Source organism: Pseudanabaenaceae cyanobacterium SKYG29, assembly GCA_025055675.1.
GTDB lineage: Bacteria > Cyanobacteriota > Cyanobacteriia > Pseudanabaenales > Pseudanabaenaceae > M5B4.
On the sequence record JANWWT010000003.1, the window covers coordinates 168,312 to 182,161 of the forward strand.

Genomic DNA, 13,850 nt, shown 5'->3' on the forward strand with positions numbered 1-13,850 from the left:
ATTATTTTTACGCCTATGGACTACTATACTGTATTGCGGGAGAGCTGGGCAAGCCAGGCGGAGCCAGAGCGCTGGTCCCTAGAGGAAGTCTATCAAGGGCGGAGCTTACAACCCTTTGCCGCGGGGGCGGGGATTGAGTTGTTACCGGGTCAGGTTTGGGTAGTCTATCGGGGTATCGTGCAGTTGAGTACACTCCACTGGCAGGGAGAGGAGGTAATTGTGGGCTTTGCTGTACCTGCCATGCCCTTTGGCTTACCCCTGACTACGCTGTCTCCCTATCGCGCTTTGGCAATTACGGAAGTAAACTTAATGAGTCTGACGGTGACAGAGATTGCCCACTCCCCTAAACTCAGTCAGAGCTTATTTTGGTATCTCCTCCATCGCCAGCGCCAGACAGAAGCTTTTCTCGCCATTGCCAACTGCCAGCGGGTGGAGGAACGCCTACGCCATTTTCTATGGTTGTTGCACAGGGAACTAGGGCAAAAAGTAGAACGGGGTGTTCGTCTGCCCTGCCGTCTGACCCATCAAACTATTGCCAATGCCATCAGCAGCACTAGGGTGACCGTTACCCGTCTATTGGGACAACTGCAGAGGGAAGGCAGCCTCATCATCGATAAAGACCGTCATTTTATCCTCACACCTAAGTTTGTTCTTCCGTAGAGGTTTCTGCTGGGATGTCCTCAGGGGGAGTAGCGATAGGAAACTCCGGCATTTTTACATCGACAAAGGGTAAACCCGCTCCTACAAGACCCCGCCTGATCCGTTCAGGGGTGTAGGTCATAGTCACAAACAAGGGAAAATGTAACCTGCCCTTCTCGCTGATAATATGGCGATGTTTCCAAGGCATTACCCAGGAATATTCTTGCCCCACTAAAATTTCAATCTGCCGCCACCTGGTCAACAAACCCGAAAAATCCTCTTCGGGGCGATGAATAAAGATAAAAATTTCATGGTCAGTTTTGACCTTCCATTCTGGGTCACAGAGCAACAGAGCAATGTCACAACTTAATTGTTGATGCACACTCGATCGATCGCTGACCTGCACCACCCGCACAACTGGCAAGGGCAGACTGATTACACTCTCCGCTGGACGGCGCAGGCTAGGTATGAGTTCAAAATAGGGGCGGTAACGGCGCAACAGATCGATGGCATCCTGGTGATTGGAGTAATCAGCCAGCAGAGTTTCGTACAAGACTTGGGGTGCAAGCATGGGGCAAATGAATAGAGAAACAGGAACCGCTGCCGGGCGTAGACTGCACTGTGATTCTACCACCGTGGGCAGTGACAATGTAATGGGAAAGATATAGACCTAACCCACTGCCCTGTTTGTGGTGCTTGCCCTGCTGGAAGCGCTGGAACAATGATTTCTGCTCCGCCAGGGGAATGCCAGGACCAGTATCAATGACGGACACCACGGTTTCCCGCTCTGTTGCCGCTACAGTCACCTGCACACTGCCCCTATCTGTAAATTTGAGAGCATTGCCAATAATATTGTTGAAGACCCGCATTAACTCTAACCGATCCCCCTGCAGCATGGGTAACCGATCGGGCAAGTGCATAGACAGATCAATGTGTTTAGAAAAAGCGATGGGATGAAGGGAGCTGACCACCTGTTCTAGGAGTTCCCGTAGGTCAATAGGTTGCATATTGAGGGTTTTACTGCCCGACTCGTAGCGATAGATGTCTAGGAGCTTATTGACCATTTCCAACAAATCGCGGTTACTGCGGGACATCACCGCCAGCGCTTCCTTCGCTTCCGGGGGAATTTCCCCTAATACTCCCTCTTGCAGTAGTTCTAACATCTTGTCTGCCGCCACCAAAGGAGTACGCAGGTCATGGGTCAAGCGATAGACAAAATCCTGCCGTTGTTTCTCAATCCGATCCCGCTCAGCAATACTGTGTTTAAGGCGCAACAGAGAGCGTACCCGTGCCACCAACTCATCTGCCTCCACTGGTTTACGGATAAACTCATCTGCCCCCAAATCTAACCCCCGCACGGCACTGGGTTGGTCATAGGCAGTAATCAGCAAAATGGGAATAAAGGGGATGTTTTCCATCGCCCGCACCCGCCGCGTTACCTCATAGCCGTCCATACCCGGCATCATGACATCCAATAAAATCAAGTCAGGTAATTCCCTGGGGATAATTTCCAGCGCCTGCTGCCCATTGCGGGCCTCAAGGATCAGGTAATTCTCCTCCGCTAAAATGGCACGGACAAGGTGAATGTTGTCACTGACATCATCAACTACCAGTAAGCGATCGGGGCGTTCCATTGGGCTATAATTAATATTCTGCTGTATTGTGCCACAGCCATTCCCCCTTGGCTTCAGTCTAGCGTATTATTTGGCAAATGGAGGGGAGGGGAGTAAACTAGGAGGGGTAGTGTTTTTAATCGTTATATTATATGAGCGTTATTACTCAAGTTATACTGCAGGCGGATGATGAACTGCGTTACCCCACCTTGGACGAACTACAAACGATCAAGGACTACCTACAAACGGGTGCACAACGGGTGCGGATTGTCAGTGTGTTAACAGAAAACGAAGAGAAAATTGTCAAGAAAGCCACGGAAGAACTGTGGAAAATTCATCCCGAATACATTGCCCCAGGGGGAAATGCCGCCGGTGCTAGGCAGCGCGCCCAGTGTATCCGCGATTTTGGCTGGTATCTCCGGTTAATCACCTACGGTATCCTGGCAGGGGATAAAAAACCGATCGAGGACATTGGGATCATCGGTGTGCGAGAAATGTATAACAACCTCAATGTGCCCTTGGTGGGTATGGCAGATGCTATACGCTGTCTAAAAGCCGCTGCCCTCGTGCTCTTACCGGCTGAGGATGCTATGGTAGCAGAACCCTACTTCGATTACGTTATCCAGGCAATGCTGTAAACCCGAAAAAGGACCCGATCGGGTCCCCTCCCCCTACTTGGGAAAATTTATGCCATAACTACTACCTTAGGCTTGGGAGCAGGATAGACACCCTTAGCGTAACGAGTAGCAAACTCATCCAAACCAATTTGCTTAATCTTGCTGGCATTGCCGGCAGCCCCGAAGGCAACATAGCGATCGGCACAGACCTTCTGCATATACTTGATAGAAGGCTTGAGGAAGTGGCGGGGGTCAAATTCTTCTGGGGCTTTGGCCAGAGCTTCACGGACAGCAGCAGTGATAGCTAAACGGTTGTCAGTATCGATGTTGACCTTGCGTACACCGTGTTGAATACCGCGCTGAATTTCCTCAATCGGCACACCATAGGTTTCAGGAATCTTACCACCGTACTGATTAATTAGAGCAATCAAATCTTCCGGCACCGAGGAAGAACCATGCATCACCAAGTGAGTGTTGGGCAGACGGCGGTGAATTTCCGCAATTCGATCCATCGCTAGAATTTCCCCTGTGGGCTTGCGGGAGAACTTGTAGGCACCGTGACTAGTGCCAATTGCTACTGCCAGAGCATCTACCCCCGTTTGTTCCACGAAGTCCACCGCTTGGTCGGGGTCAGTTAAGAGCTGATCGTGGGAGAGCTTACCTTCGGCACCGTGACCATCTTCTTTGTCCCCCATACCGGTTTCCAGAGAACCTAAGCAACCCAGCTCCCCTTCTACACTTACACCCACAGCATGGGCAACTTCCACTACAGTGCGGGTAACGTTGACATTGTATTCATAACTAGCGGGAGTCTTAGCGTCGGCTTCTAGGGAGCCATCCATCATCACACTGGTAAAACCATGTCTAATGGCAGAATAGCAAGTAGCAGGCTCATTACCATGGTCCTGGTGCATAGCAATAGGAATGTGGGGGTAGGTTTCCACCGCTGCCAAGATCAAATGTCTGAGGAAGTTTTCCCCTGCGTACTTACGGGCACCACGGGAAGCTTGCAAAATCACAGGGCTGTCGGTCTCGTGGGCTGCCTGCATAATGGACTGAATCTGCTCCATGTTGTTGACATTAAAGGCAGGAAGACCGTAGTTGTTCTCCGCCGCGTGGTCTAACAGGAGACGTAAAGGGACGAGAGCCATAAAGTTTCTCCTAACTGAAAATGGACGTAGGCTAGGTTAATTTTAGAATAATTTAACACTTTCCACTATAGACTATTCCCAATCGTCATCCCAAGGTTCCTGCCAGTCATCTTGCGGGGGTTGGGCACGGGGTGGCACATAACGGTAGGTGGTATCTCTCTGGGGAGAGAAGTCAAGCTGGGGCAATGACCAGTCCATTTCCTGCAGGACTGTCAGGCAGACTCCCCCCAGCCCCCCACAGCTAATTAACACTAAGCCCAGGGGTAGGGGAATTGACTGGAACCAGAGGAAACTGATACTAACGGGACTGAGATTTTGGCTAGCAAAAATGGCTACACCCATTAACAAAATCCACAGCAAAGTATATGTTAGGACGCGGAACATAAGTAGGGGGCAAATTCTTCATAGAATGTCTGTTTCATAATTGATTCTCGCATTTTCACAGTGAAATTGATCAATTCATGGATGTTATGTATAGATAGCAAAGTGTAGCCGAGAATTTCCTGGGCACGTATCAGATGACTGAGGTAAGCACGGCTAAAATTTCTACAGGTATAACACTGACAAGTGGGGTCAAGGGGCTGCAAATCTGTTTTGAATTGTTGATTTTTGAGATTTAGTCTTTCTCCCCGCACCAAAGCGGCACCATGGCGAGCTAACCGCGTGGGCATGACACAGTCAAATAAATCAATCCCTGCTGCTACTGCCTGTACCATCTCACGGTGAGTACCCACACCCATCAAGTAACGAGGCTTATGGACAGGTAGGAGGGGAGCAGTAGCTTGCACAATTTTGTTGATCAATGCGGGCGGTTCTCCCACACTTACTCCCCCGATCGCATACCCTGGTAAATCAAATTGCGTAATTTCTTGCACCGATCGTTTTCTTATATCTAAAAATACGCCTCCCTGGACAATACCGAACAATGCCTGGTCTTGGGGTCTCTGGTGGGCACGCAGGCAACGATCGAGCCATTTTGTAGTTCTATCACTGGCAGCAATAATTTCTTCCTTGGTAGCAGGATAGGGAGCACATTCATCGAAAGCCATAATTACATCCGCCCCCAGGGTATTTTGAATCTCGATCGCCTTTTCGGGTGACAGAGTAATTATCTGTCCATCCTTGGGGGAGCGAAATTCTACCCCTGCATCACTAATCGAGCGAATCTCACTCAAACTAAACACTTGAAAGCCCCCCGAATCCGTCAAGATAGGCTGCTGCCACGCCATGAACTGGTGCAGACCGCCTGCCAAGGCAACAATCTTTTCCCCGGGCTGCAGGTGGAGGTGATAAGTATTGGCGAGGATCATCTGGGCACCACAGGCTTGCAGTTGTTGCGGTGTCAGGGTTTTGACATTTGCCAGGGTACCCACAGGCATAAAGCGGGGGGTTTGTACTACTCCGTGGGGAGTTTGGAGAACACCTGCCCTAGCGGTGCCACAGGTAGCAGTTACAGCAAAACTAATTGGCATGGATAAACCCAGTTGTGCAGCCGAAAGGGAGCGGCAAACTTGTTTATTTTAGCGTTCCTACCATATAGAATATAGAGCGATTAGGAGTGGGGGAGGCGATTGCGGAAGGTAACTTCTGAGGAAAGTCCGGGCTTCCACCAGACCAGTCTGCTGGGTAACACCCAGTGCGCGTGAGCGTGAGGATAGTGCCACAGAAACATACCGCCCTGAGGAAGGGTAAGGGTGCAAAGGTGCGGTAAGAGCGCACCAGCAGTATCGTGAGGTACTGGCTCGGTAAACCCCAGACGGAAGCAAGGCGAGAGGTGATTGACTGTGGTCTGCTGCGGGTCAATTGCCGTTACCACTAAAATAGTGGTGTGTGCCGCACGAGGGGGTTGGTAACAGCCCTCCCAGATAGATAATCGCCGCATCATACCAGTTATGATGTAACAGAACCCGGCTTACGACCCACTCCTAATCTTTATGGGCAAATTCTATCAACACCTGCAAAGTTGGTTCTGTGCTAATTCCTGTGTGTGGTTCCGCCAAGGCTTAGTGGGTGTCACCTTTTTGGGGCTGAGTTTGACGCTGAGTTCCCGCTTCTTTTGGGAGCCGACGTTAAAAGTGGGGATGGTGGTGCAGGAAGATATCCGCGTACCCAGGGACATAACAATTGAAGACCCCGAAGCAACTTATACTGCTCGTCAGAAAGCCCAACAGGAAGTCTTACCGATCTACAAAATCGATGAAGATGCCAATGTGCAGGCACGGCAAAGGCTAGAACAGTTAATCCTACAGGGAGACTTACTGCGGGACAAGGCGGGCAGGTTACCCTACTTACCTCTGGAAGACTTATCTTTGGAACAACAAAGGCTGCTACGGCAGATGAGTGACCAAACCTGGCAAGCCTTGCTGTCTGGGGCTAGTTCCCAGCCTGCCCTTAGCCGTAAGCTGCAGGAAATACAACAGCACTCCCCCCAAAAATGGCGCATGATTCTACAAGCTAGGCAGTCCTATCGGCAGGTACTGATGCAGCTAGGGGGCAAATTTTACACCCGCCAGTGGTTGCAGTTGTCTGACATGGAATGGGAACTGGACAAATACATTCTGCGGGAATCCCTGGAACAGTTACTTAGTGAAGGGATTGTACCCGGTATTCCACTGGAGCTGATGCAGCGGCGGTTGCAGTCCCTCCGTCTCCTACCCAAGGAAGAGGAGCGCCGCGGGGTGGTGCTGGCATTGTTGCAGGAGGTGAGTAAACCAAACCTGGTGCCTGATTATGGAGCAATGGCAAGGGAAGCCGCTAAAGCAGCAGAAGCTGTGCCACCCCAGTTAATTACGCTCAAACAAGGACAGATTTTAATCCTGGCGGGACAGACGATCACTAATCGGGATTTCATTTTTCTGGATCAATTGGGGTTAACTCGTCGCCGTCCTAACTGGGTACGAATTATAACCGTGGCTGGTTTGGTCGGGCTAGGTTTGTTGGTGTTCAGTTCTTTGTTTTATAAGCCCCGCAGTACCAAAAATCGGGATTTAGCAGTAATTGCCCTGACTACTCTGGGTATTACAGTCACAACGGTGTTAATCCCCAATACCTACTTGATGTTTGTGCCCTTGGCAGGGCTGGGCTTTATTTTGGGCAGCTTCTACGGAGCACGCTTGGCAACCAGTACAACCCTGCTAGTGTGTTTACCAGTACTAGCTAGCTTGGCGGGTAACTGGCTCAGTTATATACCCTTGGTGGTAGGGGCAGTAGTAGCTGGCATGATCACCGATCGTCCCCAAACTCGTTCCCACTTGGCGTTGATGGGTTTGGTGGTGGGGGCAGTGCAGGGGGGAGTTTACCTGCTGTTGACAATGGCGGGAGGGGCACCCATTGGTTTGGTGGTCACGGCGCTACAGTTTGCCGCAGGGGGAGTAGTGAGTTCCATTATTGCCCTGGGGGCAATTCCTTATCTGGAGCAGATTGCCTATACCCTCACTCCTATTCGCTTGGCAGAACTGGCTAACCTCGATCGTCCTCTATTACGCCGCCTAGTCAACGAAGCCCCAGGGACATTTCAACATACTTTATTTGTGGCAAACCTGGCAGAGGCGGGGGCAAGGGCACTGGGGGCAGATACCAACTTAGTGCGGACGGGTACCCTCTACCACGACATTGGCAAGACCCTCCATCCCGAATTCTTTATTGAGAACCAGATGGGGGGAACAAACCCCCACGATCGGCTCGATGACCCCTGGCGCAGTGCTGCCATCATCAAGGAACACGTCACAGGTGGATTAAAGCTAGCGCAGCGGTATCGCCTGCCAGAAATTCTCCAGGCATTTATTCCTGAACACCAGGGCACAATTGTCATTTCTTACTTTTACCACAGGGCGAAGGCGATCGACCCCCAGGCTAGGGAAGCAGATTTTCGCTACGATGGACCCACGCCCCAGAGTCGGGAAACGGGGATAGTCATGTTAGCTGATGCTTGTGAAGCAGCTTTACGCTCCCTGGGAACAGACACAACCCTAGAAAAAGCCCAGGAGATGGTGATGCGCATATTTCAAGCCCGTTGGGACGATGGACAGTTAAGGCAATCTGGCTTGACTTGGCAGGACTTAGAAACCCTTGCCCCTGTGTTTATCACGGTTTGGCAACAGCGCAACCACGGCAGGATCAAGTATCCCGAACTAGCGAAGAAAATTGACCCCACTGGTTCAGCCATCCCTGACTCCCAGTATCCCCTTGCCACCAGGGAAAAGTGATGCCGTATTAGTACCTTTTTTCTGTATCATAAGCTTAAGATCAATTTAACAATTTTAGATAGGGCAATAAGCAGTGATTAAAGTAGCAATTAATGGCTTTGGACGCATCGGGCGTAACTTCCTCAGATGCTGGGCAGGGCGTAAGGAAACAGGGTTAGAGATTGTGGCAATTAACGACACCTCAGATGCCCGTACCAACGCTCACCTACTGGTTTATGATTCGATGCTCGGTAAATTCACTGGTGAAGTCAGCGCCGATGACGAGTCGATTACTGTTAATGGTCACCGCATCAAGACTTTCTCTGACCGCAACCCGGAAAACCTCCCCTGGGGCTTACTGGGCGTGGATTTGATTATCGAAGCAACAGGGGTATTTACCGATCGGGCAGGGGCAGAAAAGCACCTGAAAGCGGGAGCAAAGAAAGTTTTAATTACTGCACCGGCGAAAAATGAGGATGGCACCTTTGTTGTAGGGGTAAACCATGAGACCTACAACCATAGAGAGCATCACATTATCAGCAATGCCAGCTGTACCACGAACTGTCTTGCCCCAGTTGCTAAGGTTTTACACGAACAGTTTGGCATTATCAAGGGCTTTATGAGCACTATCCACAGCTACACAGGGGATCAGCGTCTCCTGGATGCTAGTCACAGGGATTTACGCCGAGCACGGGCAGCGGCATTGAGCATTGTGCCTACCACTACTGGGGCAGCCAAGGCTGTAGCTTTGGTATTACCAGAATTAAAGGGTAAGTTAAACGGTAATGCTTTTCGCGTACCCACCCCCAACGTCTCGGTAGTAGATTTCGTGGCAGAGGTAGAAAAGCCCACAATTCCTGAGGAGGTAAATGCTGCTTTGAAGGAGGCGGCAGCCGGTCCCCTCAAGGGCATTTTAGAGTACAGTGAGTTGCCCCTAGTCTCCATTGACTATCGCGGGACGGATGCCTCTTCCATTGTGGATGCTTCTCTCACAATGGTGTTGGGAGATAATATGGTGAAGGTAGTAGCCTGGTACGATAATGAGTGGGGCTACAGTCAGCGGGTAGTTGACCTAGCGGAAGTGGTAGCAGCTAAGTGGGAAGCAGCCTAATCTAGGAGGGAGTTGGTATGTTGCTCAGATGGCGTAACCTATTGCTTAGTGTTGCCCTAGCGGGGGCAGGCTGGCTGAGTAATTTTGCTTCTATGCTTGCCCAATACAGCAACTACCTCTCCCCCAGTATGGAATACAGCACCATGTGGCTGGCAAATGCCAGTTTTATTCTCTCCCAGGCGCAACAAAACTACTTCTTGAGTATGAATGTGCCCCTGGAGGGCCGGCAGACTAAAAACCGATCGGGTTCCCCTCGCCAGGCTGCTAGAACTAGTAAGGCTACCGTTGCTCCCTTCTCCCAGACTGATTTTCGCCCTGTACGCAGCACTCCTTTGCCTCAACAATTTGCCCAACTAGGTCAAACCCCTGCTGAGCGAACTGCTCTGCAAAGATATGGACAAGAGGTACTCCAAGAAATCTACAAGGACAAAAACTTCCGATCGAACAATCTCACCTATGCTCTGTCCCTCCTGATTGCAGCAGCAGTGACCAGCGTCAGCGGAACGGAGTTATCAGAAGCACAAAGTAACCAGCTTCTCGGTGATGTGCACAGGTTTATTTTGGATAGCCAGATGTTGAAGAGACTTTCCCCTGCCGAAGTCACTACTTTGCATGACCAGGCCCTGATCTTTGCTAGTATCATAGCCTCCCTCTATGGACAGGGGCAGGCTGGTGACCCCGCTTCCGCTAAAGCGGCGGAGGAGCTAGGACGGGTAGTATTACAGTCCTTTGGTGTGTGAGCTAGAATACCTACAGTAGTTGTGAGTGTTGATTTATGGCTCTAGCATTAACTCGGGAGAACGTTGAACAAGTTCTTGATACAATGCGCCCCTACCTGCTAGCAGATGGTGGGAATGTGGAATTGGTAGAAATTGATGGACCAGTTGTACGGTTGCGGTTGCAGGGTGCCTGTGGTGCTTGCCCTAGTTCTACGATGACTCTGCGCATGGGTATTGAACGGAAATTACGGGAGGAAATCCCTGACATTGGGGAGGTAGAACAGGTTTTTTAAGTTTGCTGGGGCAAAAGGTTGTGAATTTCTGCTAGGAGTTCTGCCACACTGCACGCCCCCTTTTGCAAAATTTTCTCCACAGAGCCATTTAGGCGTTGCCGATCGCTGGGGGATAGTGTCATCGCTGTAATGGCGAGAATTGGTACCTGCCAGTCGGGATACTGCTGCCGGAGGGTTTCCACAAACTCAAATCCGTCCATCTCTGGCATCATTAGATCGAGCAAAATTAAATCGGGAGTGGATTGGGCTATTCTCTGCAGGGCATCTCTGCCGTTGTTCGCTTCCCATACCACACATTTTTCCTTTTCCAACATCCAGCGCAGGACTTGACGGGCGTTGACTTCGTCTTCGACTACTAAAATTCGCTGATTAACCAAAGTATCACGTCGGCAGCTCTTCTGCAGGGCAGCCAGTAGGCGATTGCGGTTGATAGGTTTGGTGAGAAAGTCACTTACCCCTAGGGCATAGCCCTTCTCCTTGGCACCATCGATCGTCAGCATAATCACAGGAATGTGACAGGTTTTGGGGTCTGCCTTAAGAATACCTAACACACTCCAGCCGTCCATTCCCGGCATGACGACATCGAGGGTAATAGCAGAGGGCACTATTTCCCGTGCTAAGCGAATGCCATCCAGCCCATTGAATGCCATTTTTATGGCAAAGCCATGCTTGTTGAGAAAACGCTTTAGCAGGTCGTGGACATAGGGGTCATCGTCAATCACGAGCACTACTGGTTGTTGGGGCTGGGGCTGGTCATCCTCTAATTTTACAGGCGGGGGGGGTTCTGTCTGTTTCTCCTTTTTCTCTAGGGCAGCGGGCAAGTAGAGACGAAAGGTAGAGCCGACGTTGAGTTCACTTTCTACTGTAATGTCCCCTCCCATCATCTGGGCAAAGCGCTTGGTAATGGCTAGTCCTAGCCCTGTCCCACCGTACTTGCGGGTTGTAGAGTTGTCCGCCTGGCTAAAGGGACGAAATAGTTTACTCATCGTCTCCTGGGACATGCCAATCCCCGTATCCTGGACAATGAAGCTAACCCAAGACCCATTAGTGGCTTCGCGGCGATCGACCGCTAGGGAAATGATGCCATTTTGGGTGAACTTAGCAGCATTACTCAGGAGGTTAACCAGGCACTGACGCACCTTCGCCATATCTGAGTACATGGTGCCAATATTTTCGTCGCAGGCAACCCGCAACTCGTTGTTGTTCTTCTCCACCAATGGGAGCACCACATCCACTATCTCCCTGAGCAAATCAGGGATAGAAAATTCTTCTGCAAAAACTTCCATTTTGCCCGCTTCGATCTTGGAAATGTCCAAAATGTCATTGATCAACTCCAGGAGTTGTTTGCCAGCGCTATGAATTTTCTGTAAGTCCGCCACCATGTCTTCCCTGCCGTCATCGCGGGCATCTTCCTGCAACATTTCACTGTAGCCAATGATGGCATTGAGGGGGGTGCGCAGTTCATGGCTCATCGTTGCCATAAAGGCACTCTTGGCACGGCTGGCTTCTAGGGCTTGGTCACGGGCAAGGGCAAGTTCCTGGTTCATGCGTAAAATCTCCGCTTCATCCCGCTTGCGTTGGAAAATTGTCCCCAATTGGGTAGCAATCGTGTTAATCAAACCCACTAGGCAACTGTCCTGCTCAATTGTTTGGGGCATAAAGAAGACTAGGACAGCCACGACATTTTGTTTCGATCGGATAGGCAGGGCTAGACAGCCACTAATACCGTGTTGGAGGGCAGCATCACGGCGGGGGATAACTTGGGGGGACACTTGGTCGAGTCGCCAAATCCACTGGGGGGCACTTTTCCGCCACACCTGGGCAATGAGATTGTCGCTCCCCGCAAAAATCAGGTCATAACTGAGTTGGCGAAATTCCTCTAGGTTTTGGTGGGGGGTGTACCAAGCGGTGGAAAATTGTAAGGTTTGCCGATCGAGACTGGGTAACCAGGCTTCGCCAATCCACCAGCCTGTGTATTCACAGATATGCTGCAGCACTAGATGGAGAGCAGTATGGAGGTCGGGGGCACTGCCTGCTTCTATCACCACTGTTTGTAACATCTGAATGCCCGCTTCCGCCCGCTTGCGCTGAGTAATATCCTGCACAAAACCTTCAATCCGCTCGATTTGCCCTTGGTCGTTTAAAACCGATCGCGCTGTGAGGGATACCCAAAATTTTTGTCCATCACCACGACGGAACTGAGTTTCAAAGTCGGATACCCCTTGCTTCTGCTTCAGGTAGGTCAGGAATTCACTGTATGTCTCTGGCAAGAGAAAAAACTGAGACAAACTAGTCCTGTTTTCTACTAGAGCAGTAGGGTTAGGATAGCCTAGTATCTGGGCCATGACAGGATTGACTAACTGGAACACCCCATCTTGGTCAGCAAAGAAAATACCCTCTAGGGCATTCTCAAACAAACTTTGATAACGAGCCTCCACTTGATCCAGGGTATTTCGTAGACTGAGAGTGCGGGAGCGCAGGAGCTGGTAGGTTTCCACTGCCTGTTCCACAATGCTGAGGAGATGTTCTCGCTTGAAAGGCTTGGGAATAAATTTGAAGATTTTACTGGTGTTAATGGCTTCAATTAGGTCTTTGGTATCCGTGCGTGCCGTCATTAAAATCCTGATTGTGTCAGGCATGGACTCAGCCACCTGCGACAAAAACACTGTCCCTGTCACCTGGGGCATATTTTGGTCGGAAATAATGACTGCAATTTCCTGCTCTTGGTCTAGAATTGACGAGGCGCTGACAGCATCGGTAGCGGTAAAAACTTGGTAGCGAGGGTAAAGAATACGCTCGATGAGCTGGAGGTTGAGAGCCTCATCGTCAACTACCAAAATCTTGGGTCTGCCCTGTGCGTCCATTATGACCACCTGGTAACTTCAGCAATAATACCCCATTCATCTCTACAAAATAGCAAAGAAATCGCCAGTTCGGTTTCACAAAGAGGGCTATGGCACTATACTTGAGATTGTCTAGCATGGAGTGGTTATGGACTTAAAGCTAATTCCGCCCCAACCTAAGCCTGGGGTGGTCAATCTGGTGATTGAAATTCCCGCTGGCAGTAAAAATAAATACGAATTCGACAAGGAACTAAATGCCTTCACCCTCGATCGGGTTTTGTACTCCTCCGTTAGCTATCCCTACGACTATGGTTTTATTCCCAATACCCTGGGCGATGACGGCGATCCCATCGATGGATTGGTGATGATGGACCAACCCACTTTCCCCGGTTGCATTGTCCCAGCGCGTCCCCTGGGCATGCTGATTATGATAGACAGCGGCGATCGGGATGAGAAGCTCCTGTGTGTGCCAGTAAAAGACCCCCGCTATAACCACTACAAGAGCCTCAATGACGTTGCTCCCCACCGCCTGGAAGAAATTGCCGAGTTTTTCCGCACCTACAAGAATCTAGAAAAGAAGGTAACTGAAATCCACGGCTGGGAAGGGCTTGATGCCGTCAATAGTTTGATTGCTAACGCGATCGAGAAAGCCAAAGCCCAATAAGTAGTGACCCCCGATC

General features: G+C 50.5%; 13 protein-coding genes and 1 other RNA gene. 8 read left to right on the forward strand and 6 right to left on the reverse strand.

Annotated features, from left to right (window positions below; translation table 11 throughout):
- Positions 1–15 precede the first annotated feature (15 nt).
- A complete protein-coding gene (locus tag NZM01_07090; GenBank protein MCS6959799.1) occupies positions 16–660 on the forward strand; it encodes a Crp/Fnr family transcriptional regulator in 645 nt (214 codons plus the stop codon).
- Here NZM01_07090 and NZM01_07095 read toward each other — a convergent pair.
- Positions 641–1,210, reverse strand: a complete 570-nt coding sequence (locus tag NZM01_07095; protein MCS6959800.1) for a hypothetical protein — start codon at positions 1,208–1,210, stop codon at positions 641–643. The two genes, NZM01_07090 and NZM01_07095, sit on opposite strands and share 20 nt — an antisense overlap.
- Positions 1,170–2,273: a hybrid sensor histidine kinase/response regulator gene (locus tag NZM01_07100; protein ID MCS6959801.1), complete on the reverse strand. Its 1,104-nt coding sequence runs from the start codon at positions 2,271–2,273 to the stop codon at positions 1,170–1,172. Before NZM01_07100 ends, NZM01_07095 begins: the two co-directional genes overlap by 41 nt.
- Positions 2,274–2,404: 131 nt before the next feature.
- On the opposite strand from NZM01_07100, the gene NZM01_07105 reads away from it, so the two are divergent.
- Positions 2,405–2,890, forward strand: coding sequence for an allophycocyanin subunit alpha-B (locus NZM01_07105; protein MCS6959802.1), 486 nt, complete (start codon positions 2,405–2,407; stop codon positions 2,888–2,890).
- 47 nt (positions 2,891–2,937) lie between these two features.
- Here NZM01_07105 and fba read toward each other — a convergent pair whose 3' ends face one another.
- The 3 genes from fba to tgt all read right to left on the reverse strand — a co-directional run bounded on the left by fba (position 2,938) and on the right by tgt (position 5,492).
- Positions 2,938–4,020 carry a fructose-bisphosphate aldolase class II gene (gene fba, locus NZM01_07110; protein ID MCS6959803.1) on the reverse strand — a complete coding sequence of 361 codons (1,083 nt, stop codon included), beginning with the start codon at positions 4,018–4,020 and terminating at the stop codon, positions 2,938–2,940.
- 72 nt (positions 4,021–4,092) lie between these two features.
- Complete coding sequence (locus tag NZM01_07115; protein ID MCS6959804.1) at positions 4,093–4,362, reverse strand: LapA family protein; 270 nt, start codon at positions 4,360–4,362, stop codon at positions 4,093–4,095.
- 26 nt (positions 4,363–4,388) lie between these two features.
- Positions 4,389–5,492 (reverse strand): tRNA guanosine(34) transglycosylase Tgt, encoded by a 1,104-nt coding sequence (tgt, locus tag NZM01_07120; GenBank protein MCS6959805.1) that lies wholly within the window; start codon positions 5,490–5,492, stop codon positions 4,389–4,391.
- An 82-nt stretch (positions 5,493–5,574) separates the two neighbouring features.
- On the opposite strand from tgt, the gene rnpB reads away from it, so the two are divergent.
- From rnpB to NZM01_07145, 5 genes are all read left to right on the forward strand, one after another.
- An RNA gene (gene rnpB / locus NZM01_07125) (RNase P RNA component class A) lies at positions 5,575–5,951 on the forward strand.
- A 3-nt stretch (positions 5,952–5,954) separates the two neighbouring features.
- Positions 5,955–8,225: an HDIG domain-containing protein gene (locus NZM01_07130; protein ID MCS6959806.1), complete on the forward strand. Its 2,271-nt coding sequence runs from the start codon at positions 5,955–5,957 to the stop codon at positions 8,223–8,225.
- 73 nt (positions 8,226–8,298) lie between these two features.
- On the forward strand, positions 8,299–9,315 hold the full coding sequence (locus NZM01_07135) for a type I glyceraldehyde-3-phosphate dehydrogenase (GenBank protein MCS6959807.1): 1,017 nt from the start codon (positions 8,299–8,301) through the stop codon (positions 9,313–9,315).
- Between the two features lie 17 nt (positions 9,316–9,332).
- The gene (locus tag NZM01_07140) at positions 9,333–10,055 is read left to right on the forward strand and encodes a hypothetical protein (protein MCS6959808.1); all 723 of its coding nucleotides are present in this window, start codon (positions 9,333–9,335) and stop codon (positions 10,053–10,055) included.
- Between the two features lie 35 nt (positions 10,056–10,090).
- Positions 10,091–10,327 (forward strand): NifU family protein, encoded by a 237-nt coding sequence (locus NZM01_07145; protein MCS6959809.1) that lies wholly within the window; start codon positions 10,091–10,093, stop codon positions 10,325–10,327.
- Here NZM01_07145 and NZM01_07150 read toward each other — a convergent pair.
- Complete coding sequence (locus NZM01_07150) at positions 10,324–13,191, reverse strand: response regulator (protein MCS6959810.1); 2,868 nt, start codon at positions 13,189–13,191, stop codon at positions 10,324–10,326. The two genes, NZM01_07145 and NZM01_07150, sit on opposite strands and share 4 nt — an antisense overlap.
- A 127-nt stretch (positions 13,192–13,318) precedes the next feature.
- Between NZM01_07150 and NZM01_07155 the strand changes: the two genes are divergently transcribed.
- Positions 13,319–13,834 carry an inorganic diphosphatase gene (locus NZM01_07155; protein ID MCS6959811.1) on the forward strand — a complete coding sequence of 172 codons (516 nt, stop codon included), beginning with the start codon at positions 13,319–13,321 and terminating at the stop codon, positions 13,832–13,834.
- The last annotated feature ends 16 nt before the right edge of the window (positions 13,835–13,850 follow it).